Annotated in this window: 20 protein-coding genes; 14 read left to right on the forward strand and 6 right to left on the reverse strand. The window is 31.7% G+C overall.

Going from position 1 to position 22199, the window contains the following annotated elements:
* Positions 1 to 9 precede the first annotated feature (9 nt).
* The 9 genes from V7Q02_RS06905 to V7Q02_RS06945 all read left to right on the forward strand — a co-directional run bounded on the left by V7Q02_RS06905 (position 10) and on the right by V7Q02_RS06945 (position 10383).
* Positions 10 to 1452, forward strand: a complete 1443-nt coding sequence (locus V7Q02_RS06905) for a sigma-54 interaction domain-containing protein (protein ID WP_333860269.1) — start codon at positions 10 to 12, stop codon at positions 1450 to 1452.
* 291 nt (positions 1453 to 1743) lie between these two features.
* Complete coding sequence (locus tag V7Q02_RS06910; RefSeq protein ID WP_333860305.1) at positions 1744 to 3198, forward strand: 4-hydroxyphenylacetate 3-hydroxylase family protein; 1455 nt, start codon at positions 1744 to 1746, stop codon at positions 3196 to 3198.
* A gap of 50 nt (positions 3199 to 3248) precedes the next feature.
* Positions 3249 to 3530: a NifU family protein gene (locus V7Q02_RS06915; protein ID WP_333860270.1), complete on the forward strand. Its 282-nt coding sequence runs from the start codon at positions 3249 to 3251 to the stop codon at positions 3528 to 3530.
* A 12-nt stretch (positions 3531 to 3542) separates the two neighbouring features.
* A complete protein-coding gene (locus V7Q02_RS06920) occupies positions 3543 to 3809 on the forward strand; it encodes a hypothetical protein (protein WP_333860271.1) in 267 nt (88 codons plus the stop codon).
* Between the two features lie 21 nt (positions 3810 to 3830).
* Positions 3831 to 5120: an acetyl-CoA hydrolase/transferase family protein gene (locus tag V7Q02_RS06925; protein WP_333860272.1), complete on the forward strand. Its 1290-nt coding sequence runs from the start codon at positions 3831 to 3833 to the stop codon at positions 5118 to 5120.
* 115 nt (positions 5121 to 5235) lie between these two features.
* Positions 5236 to 6171, forward strand: coding sequence for a DMT family transporter (locus V7Q02_RS06930; RefSeq protein WP_333860273.1), 936 nt, complete (start codon positions 5236 to 5238; stop codon positions 6169 to 6171).
* A 52-nt stretch (positions 6172 to 6223) separates the two neighbouring features.
* On the forward strand, positions 6224 to 7807 hold the full coding sequence (locus tag V7Q02_RS06935) for an acetyl-CoA hydrolase/transferase family protein (protein WP_333860274.1): 1584 nt from the start codon (positions 6224 to 6226) through the stop codon (positions 7805 to 7807).
* Between the two features lie 62 nt (positions 7808 to 7869).
* Positions 7870 to 9231, forward strand: coding sequence for an aldehyde dehydrogenase family protein (locus tag V7Q02_RS06940; protein WP_333860275.1), 1362 nt, complete (start codon positions 7870 to 7872; stop codon positions 9229 to 9231).
* A 36-nt stretch (positions 9232 to 9267) separates the two neighbouring features.
* Positions 9268 to 10383: a 4-hydroxybutyrate dehydrogenase gene (locus tag V7Q02_RS06945; protein WP_333860276.1), complete on the forward strand. Its 1116-nt coding sequence runs from the start codon at positions 9268 to 9270 to the stop codon at positions 10381 to 10383.
* A 33-nt stretch (positions 10384 to 10416) separates the two neighbouring features.
* Here the strand turns inward: V7Q02_RS06945 and V7Q02_RS06950 are convergent, their stop codons facing one another.
* Positions 10417 to 10545, reverse strand: a complete 129-nt coding sequence (locus tag V7Q02_RS06950) for a hypothetical protein (RefSeq protein WP_333860277.1) — start codon at positions 10543 to 10545, stop codon at positions 10417 to 10419.
* 84 nt (positions 10546 to 10629) lie between these two features.
* Here V7Q02_RS06950 and rpoN point away from each other — a divergent pair, with 84 nt between their 5' ends.
* The gene (gene rpoN / locus V7Q02_RS06955; RefSeq protein ID WP_333860306.1) at positions 10630 to 11991 is read left to right on the forward strand and encodes an RNA polymerase factor sigma-54; all 1362 of its coding nucleotides are present in this window, start codon (positions 10630 to 10632) and stop codon (positions 11989 to 11991) included.
* A gap of 35 nt (positions 11992 to 12026) precedes the next feature.
* On the opposite strand, the gene V7Q02_RS06960 is transcribed toward rpoN, so the two are convergent.
* The 4 genes from V7Q02_RS06960 to V7Q02_RS06975 form a co-directional block, all read right to left on the reverse strand.
* Positions 12027 to 13196, reverse strand: coding sequence for an ABC transporter permease (locus tag V7Q02_RS06960; protein WP_333860278.1), 1170 nt, complete (start codon positions 13194 to 13196; stop codon positions 12027 to 12029).
* Positions 13189 to 13920 (reverse strand): ABC transporter ATP-binding protein, encoded by a 732-nt coding sequence (locus tag V7Q02_RS06965; RefSeq protein ID WP_333860279.1) that lies wholly within the window; start codon positions 13918 to 13920, stop codon positions 13189 to 13191. Before V7Q02_RS06965 ends, V7Q02_RS06960 begins: the two co-directional genes overlap by 8 nt.
* A 165-nt stretch (positions 13921 to 14085) precedes the next feature.
* Positions 14086 to 14268: a hypothetical protein gene (locus V7Q02_RS06970; RefSeq protein ID WP_333860280.1), complete on the reverse strand. Its 183-nt coding sequence runs from the start codon at positions 14266 to 14268 to the stop codon at positions 14086 to 14088.
* 220 nt (positions 14269 to 14488) lie between these two features.
* The gene (locus V7Q02_RS06975) at positions 14489 to 15769 is read right to left on the reverse strand and encodes a methyl-accepting chemotaxis protein (protein WP_333860281.1); all 1281 of its coding nucleotides are present in this window, start codon (positions 15767 to 15769) and stop codon (positions 14489 to 14491) included.
* Between the two features lie 229 nt (positions 15770 to 15998).
* On the opposite strand from V7Q02_RS06975, the gene V7Q02_RS06980 reads away from it, so the two are divergent.
* The 4 genes from V7Q02_RS06980 (at position 15999) to V7Q02_RS06995 (ending at position 20264) form a co-directional block, all read left to right on the forward strand.
* Positions 15999 to 16196 carry a helix-turn-helix domain-containing protein gene (locus V7Q02_RS06980; protein WP_333860282.1) on the forward strand — a complete coding sequence of 66 codons (198 nt, stop codon included), beginning with the start codon at positions 15999 to 16001 and terminating at the stop codon, positions 16194 to 16196.
* Between the two features lie 86 nt (positions 16197 to 16282).
* The gene (locus V7Q02_RS06985; RefSeq protein WP_333860283.1) at positions 16283 to 16831 is read left to right on the forward strand and encodes a helix-turn-helix domain-containing protein; all 549 of its coding nucleotides are present in this window, start codon (positions 16283 to 16285) and stop codon (positions 16829 to 16831) included.
* A 103-nt stretch (positions 16832 to 16934) separates the two neighbouring features.
* A complete protein-coding gene (locus V7Q02_RS06990; protein WP_333860284.1) occupies positions 16935 to 19304 on the forward strand; it encodes a glycyl radical protein in 2370 nt (789 codons plus the stop codon).
* 54 nt (positions 19305 to 19358) lie between these two features.
* Positions 19359 to 20264 (forward strand): glycyl-radical enzyme activating protein, encoded by a 906-nt coding sequence (locus V7Q02_RS06995; RefSeq protein ID WP_333860285.1) that lies wholly within the window; start codon positions 19359 to 19361, stop codon positions 20262 to 20264.
* A gap of 215 nt (positions 20265 to 20479) precedes the next feature.
* Here V7Q02_RS06995 and V7Q02_RS07000 read toward each other — a convergent pair whose 3' ends face one another.
* Positions 20480 to 21838, reverse strand: coding sequence for an MATE family efflux transporter (locus V7Q02_RS07000; protein WP_333860286.1), 1359 nt, complete (start codon positions 21836 to 21838; stop codon positions 20480 to 20482).
* Between the last annotated feature and the right edge of the window lie 361 nt (positions 21839 to 22199).

Consider the following 22199-nt stretch of genomic DNA (forward strand, 5'->3'; position numbering starts at 1 on the left):
GATTGTGATATGAGAGATAAAGAATTATTGGAGTTTGATAATTTATACAAGGGTAAAAAAATAGTAGATTTAACTATGAAGCAGTTATATCAGATTATTGAAAATTCTTACGATGGTATGTATATAACTGATGGGGAAGCAAATACATTATTTTTAAATAAGTCCTATGAGAAAATTACAGGTATGAAAAGAAATGATATGATAGGAAAAAATATGAGATATCTTGTAGAGAACAAATATCTTTCACAGTCTGGCACCCTTTTGGTTCTTGAAAGTAAAAAAAATGTGACGATAGAGCAGAAATTTAAAACGGGTAAGACAGTGCTTGTTTCAAGTAGCCCTGTCTTTAATGATAATGGGGAAATAACGCTTGTAGTTACAAATGTAAGAAATGTTACAGAACTTTATGAACTTAAAGAACAGGTAAAAAAGAATATGGAACTTACTGAAAAATATTATTCTCAATTAGAGGGAATAAGGCAGCAGCTTCTTAAATTTTCAGATATTATAGCAAAGGATGAAAAGATGCTAAATACTCTTGAAATGGCCAAAAAAGTAGCTAAGGTGGATACCACTGTACTTTTGCTTGGGGAGACAGGTGTAGGTAAAGAAAAAATAGCCAAGTATATACATAAAAATAGCACCAGAAGCAATAAAAGTTTTATAAAGATAGATTGTGGTTCCATACCTTATAATCTTATAGAGTCAGAACTTTTTGGATATGAAAAAGGAGCTTTTACCGGGGCAAATAAAGATGGAAAAATAGGATTATTTGAGCTGGCAGACGGGGGAAGTATTTTTCTGGATGAAATAGGGGAACTCCCTCTTGATATGCAGGTGAAATTGCTGAGAGTACTTCAAGAAGGTGAAATTAAAAGGGTAGGGGGCACAGAAGTAATTAAAATTGATGTAAGAGTAGTTGCAGCTACCAATAGAAATTTAAAGGATATGGTGGAGAAAAAAACTTTCAGGGAGGATTTATATTATAGATTAAATGTAGTACCTATTAAAATTTTACCTCTCAGGGAAAGAAAAAATGATATTGAACCTCTTATAAATCATTTTTTATGTGTATTCAATAAAAAATATGATTTTGATAAAATAATTACTCCAGCAGCTTTAGATTCCCTAAAGGAGTATAAATGGCCGGGAAATGTAAGGGAATTAAAAAATATAATAGAAAGGGTTATAATTATGAGCTCAGGAAACAAGATATTGAGAAGTGATCTGCCTATTAAAGAAGTCTGGGACAGCGATGTGTCAACCAGTAATATGTGGAATGAAAAATTGACCTTAAAGGAAGCAGTAGAAAATTTAGAGGAATCTATAATAGAAAGTTCACTAGAAAAGCATGGAAATGTAAGAGATGCAGCTAAAGAGCTGGGTATAAATGCGTCTACTTTGGTAAGAAAGAGAAAAAAGTATAAAAATAAACCTGTGTTGCAAAAGTAAAGCTTGTTGCAATTATGCATATAACGTATTCAGTAGGCACTATAAACGGGTGAAGAGACTCTTATATAAATATAAGAGTTCTTTTATTTTGCAATATTGCATCAAAAATATTATTTTACAGATTGCAGTATGAAGAGAATAAAGCATTAAACTTTTACAATATAGACTTTAAACGTAGTCATATAGGGTTTGTAAAAAAAATTAATGTTCATATAAAAAGTTGGCATGAAAGTTGCTAATTAAATATAGTGTAATTAAAAATATATTTATTTTATGAAAGGAATGATTTTAATGTCTTTAATGACTGGGGAAGAATATGTAGAAAGTTTACGTAAGTTAAAATTAAACGTTTATTACTTGGGAGAAAAAATAGATAATCCAGTGGACAACCCTGTACTTCGTCCATCTTTAAATTCTGTGAAGATGACTTATGATTTGGCTCAAGAGCCTGAATACGAAGATTTAATGACAGTAACATCCAGTATAACAGGGGAAAAAATAAATAGATTTACAAATTTACATCAAAATAGTGGAGATTTGGTAAAGAAAGTTAAAATGCAGAGATTATGCGGACAAAAAACTGCTGCCTGTTTCCAAAGATGCGTTGGAATGGATGCTTTTAATGCAGTATACAGTACTACTTTTGAAATAGATAAAGAGCATAAAACAAATTATTTTGAAAACTTTAAGAAATTTTTAACTTATGTTCAAAAGAATGATTTAACAGTAGATGGGGCTATGACAGATCCAAAGGGAGACAGGGGTCTATCACCAAGCAAACAGGCTGATCCAGATTTATATTTAAGAGTTGTAGAAAGAAGAGAAGATGGTGTAGTTGTAAGAGGAGCAAAAGCTCACCAAACAGGTATATGTAATTCTCATGAAGTATTAGTTATGCCAACTATTGCCATGAGACCGGAAGATAAAGATTATGCAATAGCTTTTTCTGTTCCTACAGATGCAGAAGGAATAACTATGATAATTGGAAGACAGTCCTGTGATACTAGAAAAATGGAAAAAGATGCAGACATAGATGTTGGTAACAAAGAATTTGGCGGAGTAGAAGCATTAGTGGTATTTGATGATGTATTTGTTCCAAATGACAGGATATTCTTAAATGGTGAAACTGAATATGCTGGAATGATGGTAGAGAGATTTGCAGGATACCACAGACAGAGTTATGGCGGATGTAAAGTAGGAGTAGGAGATGTATTAATAGGTGCTGCTGCGGTAGCTGCAGAGTATAATGGAGCTGCAAAGGCATCTCACATAAAGGATAAATTAATAGAAATGATGCATTTGAATGAAACTCTTTACGCTTGCGGAATTGCATGTTCAGCTGAAGGATATCCAACAAAAGCTGGAAATTATCAAATAGATTTGCTTCTTGCAAATGTATGTAAGCAGAATATAACAAGATTCCCTTATGAAATTGTAAGATTAGCAGAAGATATAGCAGGAGGATTAATGGTTACCATGCCTTCTGAAAAGGATTATAAGAGTCCAGAGGTTGGAAAATATGTAGAGAAGTACTTGGTGGGAGTTGCATCTGTACCTGTTGAAGACAGAATGAAGATATTGAGATTATTAGAAAACTTATGTCTTGGAACAGCTGCAGTAGGATATAGAACTGAATCCATGCATGGAGCAGGTTCACCACAAGCACAGAGAATAATGATATCAAGACAGGGAAATCTTGCACATAAGAAGAAACTTGCAAAGAAAATAGCAAGAATAGAGGATTAAGGGAAAAGGTGTTTTCTCACCTTTTTCCTAGAGATGAGGTGCTGTATTTTATGAAGGAAAAAATATTAAAAATAATTGATGAAAAAGTAAGACCTTATTTAAACGGCCATAATGGAGATATTGAGGTTGTTGAAGTAAAAGATGGTATAGTTAAAGTAAAGCTTTTAGGTCAATGCAGCGGCTGTATTTCAGCTAAGTATACAGTACAGGATATAGTGGAAGCTTCCATAAAAGATGAGGTTCCTGAAATAAAATCAGTAGAGGTTATAGACTATATAAATGAAGATACTTTGAATATGGCAAGGAAAATATTAAGTAAGCATCATAGGTAAGGTGAGTATATTTTGAATGTAGGAATTAAATATTGTGGAGGATGTAATCCTAAATATGATAGAAAACAATTTCTATATGATTTACAACAAGAATTTAAGTATAATTTTGAAACAGCGTCCCTAGACAAAACTTATGATATAGTTATAGTTTTATGTGGGTGTACCAGCTGCTGTGTTGATCACAGCAAGCTTAAGTTTAATCTTGAAAAAATATTAGTAAAGTCCCAAGGGGATTTTAGTGTGGTAAGGGGTATATTGAATAAGTATTTAACAACATAGGATAGGGAGGAGATAATTTTTATGGATTGGAAAAGTATGTATAAAGATAAACTGGTAACTGCAGAAAAAGCTGTTTCTAAAATAGAAAACCACAGCAGGGTAGTTTTTGCACATGCAGTAGGAGAACCTGTAGATTTAGTAAATGCGTTAGTTAAAAATAAGGATAATTATATAGGACTTGAGATAGTTCACATGGTAGCCATGGGTAAGGGCGAATATACAAAAGAAGGCATGCAGAAACATTTCAGGCACAATGCTTTATTTGTAGGTGGATGCACCAGGGATGCAGTGAATTCAGGAAGGGCAGATTATACACCTTGTTTTTTCTATGAAGTGCCAAGTTTGTTTAAAGAAAAACGTTTGCCTGTAGATGTAGCACTTATTCAAGTAAGCGAGCCAGATGAATATGGCTACTGCAGTTTTGGAGTTTCCAATGATTATACCAAGCCGGCAGCAGAAAGTGCTAGTCTTGTAATTGCAGAAGTAAACAAAAATATGCCAAGGGTACTTGGGGATTCTTTTATACATGTATCAGACATTGATTATATAGTTGAGGCTTCACATCCATTGATAGAGTTACAGTCTCCTAAATTGGGAGATGTGGAAAAAGCCATAGGAGAAAATTGTGCAGCTTTAATTGAAGATGGATCTACCCTTCAGCTTGGAATAGGTGCTATACCAGATGCAGTACTATTATTTTTGAAGGATAAAAAGAATTTAGGAATACATTCTGAGATGATATCAGATGGTGTAATGGAGCTGGTAAAAGCAGGGGTTATCAATAACAAGAAAAAAACCCTACATCAAGGCAAGATAGTTGTAACATTCTTAATGGGAACAAAAAAATTATATGCTTTTGTAAACAATAATCCTATGGTAGAAACTTATTCTGTAGATTATGTAAATAATCCACTGGTAATTATGAAAAATGACAATATGGTTTCAATAAATTCCTGTGTTCAAGTGGACTTAATGGGACAAGTATGTTCAGAAAGTATAGGATTGAAACAGATAAGCGGAGTAGGAGGTCAGGTAGATTTTATCAGAGGAGCTAATTTATCAAAAGGCGGAAAAGCTATTATAGCTATACCTTCTACAGCTGGAAAAGGAAAGGTTTCCAGAATAACTCCACTTTTAGATACTGGTGCTGCAGTTACAACTTCTAGGAATGAGGTTGATTATGTAGTTACTGAATATGGTGTTGCCCACCTTAAAGGTAAAACCCTGAGAAATAGGGCACGATCTTTAATAAATATCGCCCATCCAAAATTCAGAGAATCATTGATGAATGAATTCAAAAAGAGATTTTAGAATTTATTTGTGATTTTTTAGTTACACTTCTATATAACAGTGTAACTAAAAATAAAGGTTTAATTGTAGTTAATTTAACAAAAATAAGGCTTAATTTATAGGGGAGGAATGTAAATTGAAAAAAGGGTATTTATTTATTTTATTGACGGCAATATTTTACAGCACCCAGGAGATTTCAGGAAAAATGTTGGCACAGAAAGGTGCTATGGATCCATTTCAGGTTATGATGATTGTATTTTTAATAGGTGCAATAGTATTGCTTCCTATGGCAGTGAAAGATATGAAAGCTAAAAAGATTAAACTAAATGGTAACGATTTGGGATACCTTGCTCTTTGTGGAATACTGGCAGTATCCATTTCCATGTCTATGCTCCAGTTTGCAGTTACTTATACTAAGGCATCTACTGCAGCGGTATTATTCTGTACCAATGCTGTATTTACCATACCTTTTGCATATTTCATATTGAAAGAGAAAATAAAAGGTATTACCATAGTTTCTATTATTGTTTCATTGATTGGTGTAGTTATAATATTCAATCCTGCGAAGGTTATGGAAGGTATTGGAGGCAGCAAGGATCTAATAGGAATATGTTTTGCACTTATAGCAGCTGTAGTCTGGTCATTGTACACAGTAATAAGTAAGAAGAGAATTGATGTTTACGGAGGATATGTTTTTAATTGTATTTCTTTCTTCTTTGGAGTAATAGCACTTCTTCTTCTCTTAATAGTTACTGGTAGACCAATACTTAGTGGAATTACTTTAAATAATATTCTAGTGCTTCTATACATGGGTATTTTTATAAAGGCTGTAGGATATATATGTTATCTTGGTGCAATAAAAGAAACCTCTGCTGTAACAGCATCTACAGTTTTTCTTATAAAACCTGCACTAGCTACAATACTGGCAATTCTGATTTTAGGTGAAAGTATAGAAGTAAATGTAATAATAGGTATTGTATTTATAATTATAGGTTCTATTATAAATTACTCCAGTAATAAAAAGGGAAATGATTTAAAAAAAGTAGCTAGTACTAGTGAATTGAACTGCTAGGCTTAGCTTATTAAACTATAAATAATATTTTAACTATTTGTGAGGCGATTAAATGAGTAAGGGAATAAAAAATTCACAATTGAAAAAAAAGAATATAAAATCTGATAAAACAGTTGAAAAAGTGGAAAAGACAGCTGATGTATTAGAAAAAAGAATAAGAAATCCAAAACTTCAGGATAAAGTTGTAACGGCAGATGTGGCAGCTGGCATGATAGAAAACGGTATGGTTGTTGCAATTAGTGGATTTACTCCTTCTGGATATCCTAAAGAAGTACCTAAAGCATTGACTAAAAAGGTTAATGAGTTAGATGAAGAATTTAAGGTAACACTTTATACAGGATCATCTACAGGAGCGGCTATAGATGGAGAATGGGCAAAAGCAGGAATAATAGAAAGAAGAATACCATATCAGACAAATGCTGACATGAGGAAGAAGATAAATGATGGTTCCATTAAATATGCTGACATACATTTGAGTCACATGGCTCAATATATTAATTATTCCGTAATTCCTAAAGTAAATGTAGCTATAATAGAGGCAGTAGCTATTACAGAAGAAGGGGATATTATTCCTTCCACAGGAATTGGAAATACAGCTACCTTTGTGGAAAATGCAGATAAAGTAATAGTAGAAATTAATGAAGCTCAACCTCTTGAATTGGAAGGAATGGCAGATATATATACATTAAAGAATCCTCCACGAAGAGAACCTATACCTATAGTTAATGCAGGTAATAGAATCGGAACCACATATGTGACCTGTGGTGCTGACAAGATATGTGCTATAGTAATGACAAATGCCCCGGATAAAACAAGACCTCTTACAGAGGTATCTCCTGTATCTCAAGCTATATCCGATAATCTTATAGGATTCTTGAATAAAGAGGTTGAAGAAGGAAGGCTGCCTAAAAACTTGCTTCCTATACAGTCAGGAGTTGGAAGTGTAGCAAATGCAGTTTTAGCTGGACTTTGTGAATCAAATTTTAAAAATTTGAGCTGTTACACAGAGGTTATACAGGATTCTATGTTAAAACTTATAAAATGCGGTAAAGCAGATGTGGTATCAGGTACTTCCATAAGTCCTTCACCGGATATGTTACCTGAGTTTATAAAAGACATTAATTTATTCAGAGAAAAGATAGTATTAAGACCACAGGAAATAAGTAATAATCCAGAGGTAGCCAGAAGAATAGGAGTTATATCTATAAATACTGCCCTGGAAGTTGACATATATGGCAATGTGAACTCCACCCATGTTATGGGAAGCAAAATGATGAATGGTATAGGCGGTTCTGGAGATTTTGCCAGAAATGCATATTTGACTGTATTTACTACAGAGTCTATTGCTAAAAAGGGTGATATATCCTCTATAGTTCCTATGGTATCTCATGTAGATCATACAGAGCATGATGTTATGGTAATTGTTACAGAACAGGGAGTAGCAGATTTAAGAGGTCTTTCTCCTAGAGAAAAGGCAGCAGCTATAATAGAAAATTGTGCTCATCCTGATTACAAGGATATGCTTATGGAATATTTTGAAGAGGCTTGTGAATCATCTGCTGGAAATACACCACATAATCTTGAAAAAGCTCTTTCCTGGCATACAAAATTTATAAAAACTGGCAGCATGAAGTAAATAATTAACATGTATAGTACAAAAAATTTAGACATATAAAACATTTATTTAGGAGGAAAAACATGAGTAATGAAGTATCTATAAAAGAATTAATTGAAAAGGCACAGGTGGCACAAAAAAAATTGGAAGCCTATAGTCAAGAACAGGTTGATGTACTTGTAAAAGCACTAGGAAAAGTAGTTTATGATAACGCAGAAATGTTTGCGAAAGAAGCAGTAGAAGAAACAGAAATGGGTGTTTATGAAGATAAAGTAGCTAAATGTTATTTAAAATCAGGAGCTATCTGGAATCACTTAAAAGATAAAAAATCTGTTGGTATAATAAAAGAAGAACCTGAAAGAGGACTTTTATATGTTGCTAAACCAAAAGGAGTTGTTGCAGCAACTACTCCTATAACCAATCCGGTAGTAACTCCTATGTGTAATGCAATGGCTGCTATAAAGGGAAGAAATTCTATAATAGTAGCACCACACCCTAAGGCAAAGAAAGTTTCAGCTCACACTGTAGAACTTATGAATGCTGAACTTAAAAAATTGGGAGCACCGGAAAATATCATACAAATAGTAGAAGCACCATCAAGAGAAGCTGCTAAGGAACTTATGGAAAGTGCAGATGTAGTTGTTGCTACAGGGGGTGCTGGAAGAGTTAAAGCTGCTTATACAAGTGGAAGACCAGCTTATGGAGTTGGACCTGGAAATTCGCAGTCAATAATTGACAAAGGATACGATTATAATAAAGCCGCACAGGATATAATAACAGGAAGAAAATATGACAATGGAATTATATGTTCTTCTGAACAATCAGTTATAGCTCCTGCTGAAGATTATGATAAAATAATGGCAACATTTGTAGAAAATGGGGCATACTATGCAGAAGATGAAGAGACAGTAGAGAAGTTTAGATCAGCTTTATTCAAGGATGGAAAGATAAACAGCAAGGTTATAGGTAAATCTGTTAAAATAATTGCAGATCTTGCAGGAGTGGAAGTACCAGAAGGCACTAAAGTTATAGTACTTAAAGGTAAAGGTGCAGGAGAAAAAGATGTACTTTGTAAAGAAAAAATGTGTCCAGTTTTAGTAGCATTTAAATATGATACTTTTGAAGAAGCAGTTCAAATAGCTATGACTAATTATATGTATGAAGGAGCTGGACATACAGCAGGCATACATTCTAACAATGATGAGAACATAAGATATGCAGGAACTGTATTGCCTATAAGTAGATTAGTTGTAAATCAGCCTGCAACTACAGCTGGTGGAAGTTTCAATAATGGATTTAACCCTACTACTACATTGGGATGTGGATCATGGGGCAGAAACAGTATTTCAGAAAATCTTACTTACGAACATCTTATAAATGTTTCAAGAATAGGATATTTCAATAAGGATGCAAAAGTTCCTACTTCAGAGGAAATATGGGGATAAATTATATCGTTAAAAAATATATAAGGGGGAAGAAACATGAAGTTATTAAAATTGGCACCTGATGTTTATAAATTTGATACTGCAGAGGAGTTTATGAAATTCTTTAAGATTGGGGAAGGTGACTTTATACTTACTAATGAATTTTTATATAAGCCTTTCCTTGAGAAATTCAATAATGGTGCAGATGCCGTATTCCAGGAGAAATATGGACTTGGCGAACCTTCTGATGAGATGATAAACAATATAATTAAAGATATTGGAGATAAAAAATATAATAGAATCATTGCTGTAGGAGGAGGATCTGTAATTGATATAGCTAAAATTCTCAGCCTTAAATATACTAATGATTCATTGGATTTATTTGAAGCAAAAGTGTCTCTTGAGAAAAATAAAGAATTGATTATAGTTCCAACTACATGTGGAACAGGTTCAGAAGTTACAAATGTATCAGTTGCAGAATTAAAGAGAAGACATACTAAAAAGGGAATTGCTTCAGACGAATTATATGCAACTTATGCAGTACTTGTACCAGAATTTATAAAGGGACTTCCTTATAAATTTTTCGTAACTAGTTCTGTAGATGCATTAATCCATGCAACAGAAGCTTATGTGTCTCCAAATGCAAATCCTTATACTGATATGTTCAGTGTAAAAGCTATGGAATTAATTTTAAATGGATATATGCAAATGGCTGAAAAAGGCAACGATTATAGAGTTGAGATAATTGAAGACTTTGTTATAGGCAGTAATTATGCAGGTATAGCTTTTGGAAATGCAGGAGTAGGAGCGGTTCATGCACTGTCATATCCAATAGGCGGAAATTATCATGTACCTCACGGAGAAGCAAATTATCTTTTCTTCACAGAAATATTTAAGACTTACTATAAGAAGAATCCAAATGGTAAGATTAAAGATGTAAATAAGTTATTAGCCAGCATATTAAAATGTGATGAAAGTGAAGCTTATGACAGTTTATCAAATCTTTTAGATAAATTATTGTCAAGAAAACCATTGAGAGAATATGGAATGAAAGAGGAAGAAATTGAAACTTTTGCTGATTCAGTAATAGAAGGACAGCAGAGATTATTAGTGAACAATTATGAACCTTTCTCACGAGAAGACATAGTAAACACATATAAAAAGTTGTATTAATATTTTAAACTACAATTATTAAATGCTCCCATCTTAAGAGAGGACATCTTCACGCTGTGAAATGTCCTCTTTTTGCGTACCAAATTCTATTTTTACCCTAAAAATTATTTCATATTGACATGTGAGTAATATTTCTGCCACAGTATGTGAAAAAGTTTTCATTAATTCTACAGCTTCATGATATAATAAAAATGATAGAAAATTATTTTTGTAATAATCTTAAATGGGAGGTGTATAAAATTGAAAATGGATTTTGTTCTTAATTTAACTCAGGAACAAAAATTGGCCATGACTCAGGAAATGCAATTATCCATAAAATTGCTTCAAATGTCAAGTTTTGAACTTCAGGAATATGTGGAAAAAGAACTTCAAGAAAATCCTGTACTTGATATAGAAGAATCTAGTGTAGATAAATTGGAAAAAGATAAATTAGAGTATAAAGAACTTATAAAAAATTTAGATTTTGACAACTATAGCCATCATAGTTATGATAAAAATTTTCGTGAGCAAATCTCTCCCTTTAACTTTATTTCTGAAGAAAAGTCTCTAAAGGAGTATTTAAGAGAACAAATAAGGGAGCTTAATGAAAATCAGTATGTAAAAACAATTTGTTCATATATTATAGAAAATATAGATGACAGGGGATATCTTATATTAGAAAATGAAGAAATAGAAAAAGAGCTTAAGATTTCAAGAGAACTGGCTGCATATTGTATAGATGTAATTCATTCTTTAGAGCCTTATGGAATAGGAGCTAGAAATTTACAGGAATGCTTGAAAATACAGATAAAGAAAAAGGGAATAAATGATGAAAAACTATTTATAATAATTGATAAATATCTGGAATTAATAGCAGAGAACAGCTATAACATTATAGCGAAAGAATTGAATATGGATGTGAAAGAAGCACAAGAATATGGGGATTTGATAAAATCGCTTTCTCCTAAGCCTTCCAGGGGATTTTATACAGGAGAAAGTATAGGCTATATAGCACCAGATGCATATATAAGAAAGATAGACAATAAATACTTTATAATCATGAATGATGATTTAACGCCAAGGCTTACTATAAACGCCATATATAAAGATATATTGAATCACGATACTGATAAAGATGCGGTAAGTTATGTAAAGGAAAAATTAAATAGTGCATTATTTTTGATGAAAAGTATACAACATAGAAAAAGCACTATCTATAGGGTTTTGGAGAAGATACTGGAAATTCAAAAAGATTATTTTGACTATGGAGAAAGCTATTTAAAGCCCATGACATTAAAAGAGATAGCAAATAGTATGGATATGCATGAATCCACTGTAAGCAGGGCTATAAGAGATAAATATATATATATAAACAGGGGGATTGTAAAAATAAAAGATTTATTTACTACAGGTATGCCTGCGAGTTTTAGTGAAGAGAATGTATCAAGTTTAATTATTAAAAATAACATAAAAAAAATGATAGATGATGAGGATAAGAAAAAACCATTATCTGACCAAAAAATATGTGATTTAATTAACCAGGAAGGTATGAATATTTCAAGAAGAACTGTAGCTAAATATAGAGAGGAAATGGGCATAAAGTCATCAAAAGGGAGAAAGAGATTTTAATTCTCCCTTTTATAATTGGAAATAATGATTAATTATTAAGATCTAAATACAACTTCTTCTTTAGAAAACATAAATTTTGCCAAAAATACAGTGGCTATTACATATACAATATGCCAAGATAAAACTACTGCAATATGAGTAGGGTTAAATACTCCTGAAATAGCTTCTTTCATAACTACCACTGCATTTACTATGGGTATATTAAAAAATAGAAAACCTATATTTTTTGAGTCCATCATAAAAGGTATGTAAGTCAAAATCATTACAGGAATTATAAATCCACCAAGATAGGTATTTGCTTCTTTCATGGAACGGGCAAACATACTTATGGATATTTCTATGGAACTTAGTGATATTAATACAAACAGAGATACTATGCCTATAACTCCAAAAGCAACTATAGGAATGCTCAGTTTCCCTTCTATGGAAAATATATAGAGCATGGAAGCTATCATGGAAGTTAATGTAATTATTAATGTAATAAATGCCACAGATGAAATTGCCATAAGCTTTCCCCAAAATATAGACATTCTTCCCACAGATGTGGACAAAAGTGCTTCAAAGGTGTTTCTTTCTTTTTCACCTGCTACAAGATCGGCAGCTATTCCTATGGTGGGACTTATCATAAAAATAATTAATATAGTAGGTAGTATACTTAAAATTCCAAAGGCTATGGCATTGTCATCTTGATTATTTAAAGTTTCCTCCTTTACTTGAAAAGGAGTTAGTATATTAGTATCAATTCCATTTTCATTCAATCTATCATATACGATAGATTTATTATAATTATCCAGATTATCTTTTATAAGTGAAGATGCCAGGGCGGATTTATTTGAATCTCTGTCATATATTATTTTGATAGTGGCTTCAGTTTTATTGGAAATTTTTAAGTCAAAGTCTTCAGGAGTTTCAATTATAAGGGATATTTTGCCTTTTTTCAATTTTTCATTTGAATTACCTGTATTATCTATAGTTATGTTATTTAGTTTTTTTAACATGAGGTATACTGAAGAACTTTCACTGCCTTTATAGGCAATAGTTATATTTTTTTCAATAGATTTTGTAGTGTCTTTCATGGTGGAATCTATTATTTTAAACATGGCAGGATATAGTATAATGGGTAACAGTATAGTGAACACAAGAGTTTTTTTATCCCTGAAAATATCCATAAGTTCTTTCTTGAAAATTATCCAAAAGCTATTCATGGACATTACCCCCTATTAATTTTATAAATACTTCTTCTAAATTGTGGTTATTATATTTTTCTTTCAATTGATCTACGGTTCCCTCTTCTATAAGTCTTCCTTTTTGGATTATTATAACCCTGTCGCAGAGTTTCTCCACTTCTGTCATGGAATGAGAGGATAAGAGAAGTATTTTATTTTCACTTTTGCATTTCAAAATAAATTCATGTATTACTCTTGCTGCAGAAACATCCAATCCAGTACTTGGTTCATCAAACAGCATTACTTTTGGAGAATGTATTATAGACCTTGCTATGGATACTTTTTGCTTCATTCCCCTTGAAAATTTGCCTGCTTTTCTGTCTATGTATTCTTTCATTTCGAGATCTTTTATGAGTTCTTCCATTTTTTTGTTTATTTTTTCCTGTGTCATTCCATAGAGACGTCCAAAATATTCGATATTCTCTCTAGCGGATAACCTATCATAAAGTCCAACTTCACCTCCAAATAAAATGCCTATTTCTCCTCTTACTTTGGAAGGTTCTTTAATTACATCATATCCATTAACTTCTATAGTTCCCTGGGTAGGTTTTAACATAGTGGAAATCATTCTTAAGGTAGTGGTTTTTCCAGCACCGTTTTCACCTAGCAGACCTACTATTTCCCCCTTACTTACATGGAAAGATAATTTGTCTACAGCTCTTATATCTTTAAATTCTTTACTTATATTTTTTATTTCAAGCATTCATGGGCCTCCTTCTATAAAGATATATACTATTAACTTACTATATAAGTATGTACTTTTCAATATTTATCAAGTTATTTTTAAGTTTGGCAGAGTTTATCTATAAAAAAGTACCCAGAAAAAAAGTACCCAGATTTAATTTGTATAAATCTTAGGTACTTTACTTCATTTAATGTCTATGTTATCGAGGATTGCATTGTATAGATTGGCTACATGTTTTCCAAGCCTTTTAGTTACTTGTTTGTCTATATCAAATTTTATGTCTGTTTTATTATTTGTTTCTTCTGAGAGATCAAAATGGGACAGAGCTGCTACGGTCAAATGAAGAGCAATTTCGTCTTTAGTCAACTTATCATCTCCCCCCTCTTTACGGAATTCATTTAAAACTATTATATATATATTCTATAAAACCATTTAAAATTCTCTTTATTTAACTTTTATCCCAACGCTGCCATTGCTAATACTTCTATTTTCTTTAGAATGGGAGATAAGCACTGTTGCACACCTGGATAAGTGTTCCTGAGAATTACGTTATATAAATTAGCTACAAAAGAAGATAAGTTTAGAATTATAATTTAAATGTATTTGTAAGTTTATTCATATCTTCAGACAGGACAACTAATTTACCGGAGGTACTGTCAATTTTATTAAATAAGGTCTCTTGTATTGTCAGTTTTTCCTTAATATCATTTGAAACATCAATTCCTGATTTAATAGTAGAATTCATACTATCTATAGTAGAATTTATCTCTTCAAGAGAAGCTGCCTGAGTTGTAACTCCCTCAGTTATAGTATTTATCATGCTAAAGGTATTTTCAATACTGTCGATAATTTCATCTATGCTTGTTTTTACCTGGTTGGATTTAGAAACACCGAGTTCCACTTTTTCTTCTGTTGTCATAACAGCGGATACTACATTTCTGGTTTTTGTATTCATATCTTTAACCAGATTAGCAATATCCTGAAGTGAACTATTGGTGCCTTCTGCAAGTTTTCTTATTTCTTCAGCTACCACAGAAAATCCCCTGCCTGCCTCACCGGCTCTAGCTGCTTCAATGGCGGCATTTAAAGCAAGTAGATTTGTCTGTTCCGAAATTTCAGATATGATTACAATAATCTCATCAATTTTATTACTTTGTTTTTCAAGTTCAAGTACTTCATTACTTACATCTTTTGAGTTTGAAGCGAGATCATTTATAGCCCCTACAATGGAATCAACAGAAACTTTACCATTTTCAGCAGCATATTTTACTGATTTTGTATATTCTAAAATTTTAGAAGCAAGTTCGGCGGTATTCTGTGAATTATCGGTTATGTCAGATAATGAAATTGAAGTTTGTTTTATATTCTCAACGTTTTTGTAAAAGTCAGATATAAGTTCCTTAATTCCTGCAGTGATTTCATTTATTTGAGTACTAGCTTGTACAATTATATTATTTAAATCTTCAGAGGATAAAGTTACTTTTTTAGAGGATTTTTGTATTTCTGATATTAGATTTTTTAAATTATTTTTTGCTTTTAAAAGAGATTGTATCATTTGTCCTGCTTCTCCGTGTTGTATAGTTTCAATGTTAACAGAAAGATTGTTGTCTGCGATAGAATCTGCAAGCATAATTCCCTTTTTTAGAGGTTTTACAACAATAAATTCCGACAGTAAGCTTGCAATTGTCTCAAAAATTATAAGGAATATTATAGCTTTAAAAATAATTTCTCCAGTAATTATTTGAAAAAAATTATTGTAAATATTATAAGATAAAGTAACTGCTATAGATATATTTGATACAAACATTGCAAAGAAAACTAAAAGCATAATACGAATACGTATTGAGAGATCTTTAATCTTATTCATAATATCATCCACCTGTCTTTTATAATTAATATTTAAAGTAATAATATAAAATTTAAATTATAGTTAAAAGTTTTAATTATATATAAATACTTTATACTATTTTAAATAAAAATAATAGTGTGGAATTCATATCAAATATATTGTATTTCAATAAATATAAATTCAAAAATGATAATATTATATCGAATAACAATAATTTATCCTTTATAATATAATAATGGAGGATAAAATGAAAATTATAGTTAACCTGGATGTTATGATGGCAAAGAGAAAGATGTCTCTTTCAGAATTGGCAAAAATGGCGGGGATCACAAATGCCAACTTATCTATATTGAAAAATAACAACAAGGCAAAAGCAATAAGGTTTTCTACTCTTTGTACAATTTGCTTATCAAGAAATACTTTTCTCCATCTTAAAATTATTTAGGTCATTTTTTATTTTTATATGCTATAATATATTTTATATGCTATAACATATTTTTAAACTATAATGGGAAGAAAGGCTGATATAAATTGAATAATCCAACATTTAACATAGGTTCTGTTCTAAAAAGGGTTAGGTTTGAAAGAGGATTGACTTTAGAGGAAACATCTAAACTTACTAAAGTAAGCAAGGCAATGCTGGGTCAGATTGAGAGGGGAGAATCAAATCCTACAATATCGGTATTATGGAAAATTTCTACGGGCCTTAAAATTTCATTTTCTGAAATATTAGGAAGTGAAGTTACTAACTTTGAAGCGATATCAATAGATAATATAAAACCCCTATATGAATCAGATGGAAAAATGATATTGTATGATGTATTTCCATTTAATCCGCTGTTGGGATTTGAATATTTTTATATCAAGCTTCTTCCGGGTGCTAAACATTTTTCTGCTCCCCATAATAATTCCCAAGAAGAATATGTGGTGGTGACAAAAGGTACTATGGTAATAACTGTAGAAGAGCAAATTTTTGAACTTGCTGCTCCTTCGGCATTAAAATTTAAAGCAAACAGAAAGCATAGCTACAGCAATCCTTATGATACAGAAGCTGTATTTCAAAATATAGTTAAATATTAAAACCAGAGTATTGCTAAAGTATATGTTCTGGATTTATTTTAAAAAGAATATATGCTATAACATATAAAATCTTATATAACGTATAATGAAGGGAGACACAGGTATGCTTACAGAAAGAGTTGAAATTCTAAGGCAGAATTATATAAATGCAAAACCGGCAATTTCATATGAAAGGGCAAAAATCTGGACAGAATCACATAAAAGAACAGAAGGCGAATCAATTGCTATAAGGAGAGCAAAAGCTTTTAGAGATACTTGTCAGCAAATTGATGTTAATATTTTTCCTGGAGAGCTTATTGTAGGGGCTGTTGGAGAATTCAGGAAATGCGGGATACTGACTCCAGAGTTTTCCTGGAGATGGGTGGATAGAGAAATGGACACTTTTGATAAAAGAGAGCAGGATCCATATGTTATGACAGATGAACAAAGGACATTTGTAAGAAAGAATATATTCCCATATTGGAAGGGGAAATCTTTAGAAGAAGCATTTCTAGCACAATTGCCTGAAGAAACTGTAAAAGTTGTAGTAGATACTGGATTTGTGGATAATGATTCAAAATGGAGACAGGCCGTTGGGGAAATAACACCAGATTATCAAGATGTTTTATTTAAAAGAGGTTTTGGAGGCATTATAAAAGAGGCAAAAGAAAATATGGCAAGACTGTCTCTTACTTCAGCAGAAGATATGAAAAAGAAAGACTTTTATAACTCTATAATAATTACCTCTGAAGGTATTATTATACTGGCAAATAGATATGCTAGAAAAGCTAAAGAGATGGCGGCAGTGGAAACTAATTTTACCAGAAAAAAAGAACTTCTGAAAATTGGTGAAATATGCACAAGGATACCTGAGAATCCCCCTGTTACCTTTTATGAAGCTATTCAATTTGTATGGTTTACACAAGTTGGAGGGATAATATCTGAAAATCCACTGGCACTTAATATAGGGAGATTTGACCAGTTTATGTATCTATACTATAAATCTGATATTGATAAAAAGGTTATGACAAAGGATGAAATACAAGAACTTATTGAACTATTGTGGATAAAATTATCTGAATGGGTTTGGACAATTTCTGCAAATACTGCGGAGTTCTTTGCAGGATACAACCAATTTCAAAATCTCACTATTGGAGGAAAGACAAGAGAGGGAAAAGATGCTGTAAATGATCTTTCCTATATGTGTTTGAAGGCTACTGAAAGAGTGAAAACTCACCAGCCGGGATTGAGTGTGAGAATTCATCAGGATTGTCCAGAAAGTTTTTTAGAAGCAGTTACCTATTTGGTAAGTAAAGGCACAGGTTTTCCTGCAATCCACAATGATGCGGCAGGCTATCAGATGCTTATAAATGCAGGATATGAACCAGAAGATGCCAGAGATTGGAATAACTGCGGCTGTGTAGTACCACATTTTCGTAAAACTGGAGAATGGACTTCTGCGGTGAATATCAACTTTGCTGCAGCTTTGGAATTTGCACTAAATAGAGGCAAAAGTAGAATTACTGGTGAAAAAATAGGGCTAGATGAAAAAAATCCAATAGATTTTAAATCCTATGAGGAAGTTGAAATAGCTTTTTATAAACAGTTTGATAATTTGATTAAGCATTCAATTATAGCTACATTGCTGGCACAAAAACTTCATAAGGAGATGGTTCCAAGACCATTTTTATCCTCTTGTATGGAGGATTGTATGATAAAAGGAAGAGATCTGGTTGATGCCGGTGCAAAATATAATATAGGACCTGTACTTACAGGAATAGGTCTTGCAGTTACTTCTAATTCTCTTGCGGTAATCAAAAAACTGGTTTTCGAAGATAAAGTAACTACAATGGAAACCCTGATAAAAGCACTTGATGCAAATTGGGAAGGCTATGAGGAGTTAAAACAGCTGGCCTCTCTTGTGCCAAAGTACGGTAATGATATAGATTATGTTGATGATATTGCAATTAAGATGGCAAATTATTATTATAAGGAAGGACACAAATATAAGGATATAAATGGAAATAATTTTCTTACTGCTTTTATGGGAATTTCTAATTATCTGCCTACAGGAAAAGTTGTAGGGGCAACTCCTTGTGGAAGAAAAGCAGGGGAACCATTATCAGAAGGGGTATCTCCATTTGCAGGATCTGATACTTCGACACCGCTAGCTGCAATGCGGTCAGCTGCAAAAATCAATCAGGATGTACATTCCGGTGGGACACTGTTAAATTTGAGATTAAATGAAGATTTGGTAAATACTAAAAGGGGACAGAGCAATTTGGGGGCAATGATTCAATCTTTCTTTTCTCTGGGGGCTTTTCATGTGCAGTTTAATACAATATCTACTGAAACACTGCGCAAGGCTCAAAATAATCCTGAGGACTATAAAGATTTGTTAGTTAGAGTTGCAGGATACAGCACTCAATTTGTGAATTTATCAAGGGCAATGCAAAATGCAATTATTGCAAGAACAGCTCATGAAAATTATTAGAATTTAAAGACATAGCTATTAAGTTGTGTCTTTATTTAAAGCAGGGAGGATTTTATGGACAATATAATTGGATATTTTATGGAACCTCAAAATTTTTCTGTTAATGATGGAAATGGAATTAGAACAATTATTTTTTTTGCTGGTTGTCCACTTAAGTGTAAATGGTGTTCCAATCCAGAAAGTTGTACAAATTCTAGCAAAATTGCATACTATGAAAAAACATGTATAGGATGTGGAAGCTGTTTAAGGGTATGTCCCCAGGGAGTGGGTATAAATTTAAATGAAGCTCTTCAGCGAAAAAAATGTAATTCCTGTGGAGTTTGCACGGAGGTATGCCCAACCAACAGTAGAAAAAATTTAATTTACCGTTATAATAGTGAACAAATATTAAATATGATAGAAAAACAGAGGATATTTTACAAATATTCGGGAGGGGGTGTTACATTTTCTGGAGGAGAGGCAACGCTGCAGGAAAGTATGTTAAGAGAACTTGTAAATAAACTTTATGATAAAGCTGTGGATTTGGCCATTGAAACTTCTGGCTTTTTTCAGTTTGACAGAGTAAAGGATATATTGGAAAAGTTAAATTTAATATTTATAGATATAAAACATATGGATGACAGTAAACACAGATTTTATACGGGGGTAGGTAATAAAAATATATTGGAGAATATCTCAAGATTGAAAGAATTAAAGGTACCTGTAGTAGTTCGCATACCAGTAATTTATGGAGTAAATTCTGATAAAGAAAACATAAAAAAAACTGCTGGATTTATTAAAGATAATTTAGATAAACCAAAGCTGGAATTATTACCATATCACTCATTTGGTGATAGTAAATATGAAGTTCTTGGACTGGAGAAACCATCCCCAAAGTTCAAAGCTCCATCACAGGAATGTTTAAGGGAATTATGTAAAATAATTGAGAATGAGGGTGTTCAGTTGGTTAATTATAAATAAGGCTATGGAATTGTGGTAGAAGATGCTGAATATCATAAATTCAAAAGTTTTAGTATTCTACTGACATTTTTTTATTGTTTGAAATTAAAAGAGAGCAAAAGGATCTTGATTTTAATAAGGATCCTTTTGCTCTTTTAAAAATTACTTTTTTGGTTATTCTGATATTTGTTAGAAAGATTATATTCTCCCTCTTGATTTTTAAGAGTTCGTATCTTTTATACAGCTAATTTTAATTGATTCATTTTTTTCAGTTCTTTATAGATAAAAATTAAAGATATCATTGCAGCGAAAAAATCAGATAATGGAAGAGATACAAAAACACCAGTGACTTTAAGAAATATTGGGATGATTAACATTAATGGTATTAAAAATAAAAATGGTTTCATTATTGATAAAAATAATGCAGGCTTAGGTTTGCCAATATACTGAAAAAAACTTGCAGCAATTACTTGAACACCTACTAAAGGACTCATAAGTATCAGTACTCTTAAAATAGGAACCGTCAGTGCTATTAATTCATTATTAGATGTAAAAACACCCGCTATTTTATTTGTAAAACTAATAATTATAACTAAAAATGCCAATGAAATTACAACTGATGTTAAAATTCCAAGCTTTAAGCTTTGTTTTACTCTATTGAATTTTTTAGCACCATAATTAAATCCTATAATAGGCTGAAGAGCTTGTCTAATTCCATACATAGAAACGGTAATAAATCCGAATATACGATTATATATACCAATTGCAGAAATATATAAGTCAGATCCTCCATAAATTCTTATTGAATTATTTAATACTATGGCTACAATTCCATAAGCCAGTTGAGTCATAAACGTGGATACTCCTAAGGAAATCGCTTCCTTTAATAACTTTATATTAATTACTAAATTTTTAACTTTTACTCCTAAAATTTTACTATTAAAACAGATGTATACCAATAAAAATATGAAACATATTATTTGGGAAATATCTGTAGCAATGGCAGCTCCTTTTATCCCATATTTAAGTCTTGTAACCAATATGTAATCTAACGGAATATTAATTACAGGTCCTATTATCATGCTTATCATAGCAATATTAGCATGTCCTTCTGATTGTATGATGCTATTGGAAACAATACTAAAAACGAAAAAAACACTGCAATATAAAGTAATTCTAAAGAATGTTACAGCATAGGGTAGTATAGTTTCCAAGGAACCAAAAATATACAATATAGGTCTCATGAAAGCCAGTCCTATAACCATAATTAGAATTCCTAATAGAACAGAGGATGTTAATGCAGTACCCACAGCCTTTTCTGCTCTTAGTTTATTTCCGGCTCCAAGACTTCTGGAAATTATAGAAGCAATTCCAACTCCGATCATTTGAGAAAGAGCCAGTATTATTTGTTGAATAGGAAGGACTATAGTTAAAGCTGCAATTCCTAAGCTACCATTAGCCTGATTACCTATAAAAATTGCATCAATAAGATTATATAATACATTAGCTAAAAATACACTTATGGCAGGAAGAGAAAACTTAAAGAGTAATGTTTTGATATTACCTTCCAAAATAAAATTTTCTAATTCAGTCATGTTATTACCTCCCAAAATTTTATATTCCATATGCTCACTTAATAAAGTACCACTTTATACTAAAGAGTATTGTTAATAAAAAACCTCCTTTCTTAAAAATATAAAAATAATTCATATATGCCTTAATATTCAATGTTGTCATACTCTATATTTTATACTTACATTTGTTTTATTACTATATCAATAATGCTAATATTGCTATATAGTAATAACTAGGTATTACATATATTTTGACCAATTTTTTTTCATCCGAATCCTATTTTAAAGCAAAATTGACCTTCAGGGGTAATTAATCCTGTTTTTTATGGCTTTAAATTTATACTAAAATCTAAAATAACAAACTTTAGATTACTTTAAATTG

The organism is Clostridium sp., assembly GCF_036781005.1.
In the GTDB taxonomy this organism is placed as follows: domain Bacteria; phylum Bacillota; class Clostridia; order Clostridiales; family Clostridiaceae; genus Clostridium_B.

What these genes read in the sequence shown, in the direction of transcription:
- V7Q02_RS06935 (WP_333860274.1), top strand. Translation starts at nt 6,224, where the DNA reads ATGAGTAAGGGAATAAAAAATTCACAATTGAAAAAAAAGAATATAAAA.
- V7Q02_RS06950 (WP_333860277.1), bottom strand. Translation starts at nt 10,545, where the DNA reads ATGAAAACTTTTTCACATACTGTGGCAGAAATATTACTCACATGTCAA.
- V7Q02_RS07000 (WP_333860286.1), bottom strand. Translation starts at nt 21,838, where the DNA reads ATGACTGAATTAGAAAATTTTATTTTGGAAGGTAATATCAAAACATTA.
- V7Q02_RS06990 (WP_333860284.1), top strand. Translation starts at nt 16,935, where the DNA reads ATGCTTACAGAAAGAGTTGAAATTCTAAGGCAGAATTATATAAATGCA.
- V7Q02_RS06980 (WP_333860282.1), top strand. Translation starts at nt 15,999, where the DNA reads ATGAAAATTATAGTTAACCTGGATGTTATGATGGCAAAGAGAAAGATG.
- V7Q02_RS06975 (WP_333860281.1), bottom strand. Translation starts at nt 15,769, where the DNA reads ATGAATAAGATTAAAGATCTCTCAATACGTATTCGTATTATGCTTTTA.
- V7Q02_RS06905 (WP_333860269.1), top strand. Translation starts at nt 10, where the DNA reads ATGAGAGATAAAGAATTATTGGAGTTTGATAATTTATACAAGGGTAAA.
- V7Q02_RS06940 (WP_333860275.1), top strand. Translation starts at nt 7,870, where the DNA reads ATGAGTAATGAAGTATCTATAAAAGAATTAATTGAAAAGGCACAGGTG.
- V7Q02_RS06915 (WP_333860270.1), top strand. Translation starts at nt 3,249, where the DNA reads ATGAAGGAAAAAATATTAAAAATAATTGATGAAAAAGTAAGACCTTAT.
- V7Q02_RS06910 (WP_333860305.1), top strand. Translation starts at nt 1,744, where the DNA reads ATGTCTTTAATGACTGGGGAAGAATATGTAGAAAGTTTACGTAAGTTA.
- V7Q02_RS06965 (WP_333860279.1), bottom strand. Translation starts at nt 13,920, where the DNA reads ATGCTTGAAATAAAAAATATAAGTAAAGAATTTAAAGATATAAGAGCT.
- V7Q02_RS06995 (WP_333860285.1), top strand. Translation starts at nt 19,359, where the DNA reads ATGGACAATATAATTGGATATTTTATGGAACCTCAAAATTTTTCTGTT.
- V7Q02_RS06960 (WP_333860278.1), bottom strand. Translation starts at nt 13,196, where the DNA reads ATGAATAGCTTTTGGATAATTTTCAAGAAAGAACTTATGGATATTTTC.
- rpoN (WP_333860306.1), top strand. Translation starts at nt 10,630, where the DNA reads ATGGATTTTGTTCTTAATTTAACTCAGGAACAAAAATTGGCCATGACT.
- V7Q02_RS06925 (WP_333860272.1), top strand. Translation starts at nt 3,831, where the DNA reads ATGGATTGGAAAAGTATGTATAAAGATAAACTGGTAACTGCAGAAAAA.
- V7Q02_RS06945 (WP_333860276.1), top strand. Translation starts at nt 9,268, where the DNA reads ATGAAGTTATTAAAATTGGCACCTGATGTTTATAAATTTGATACTGCA.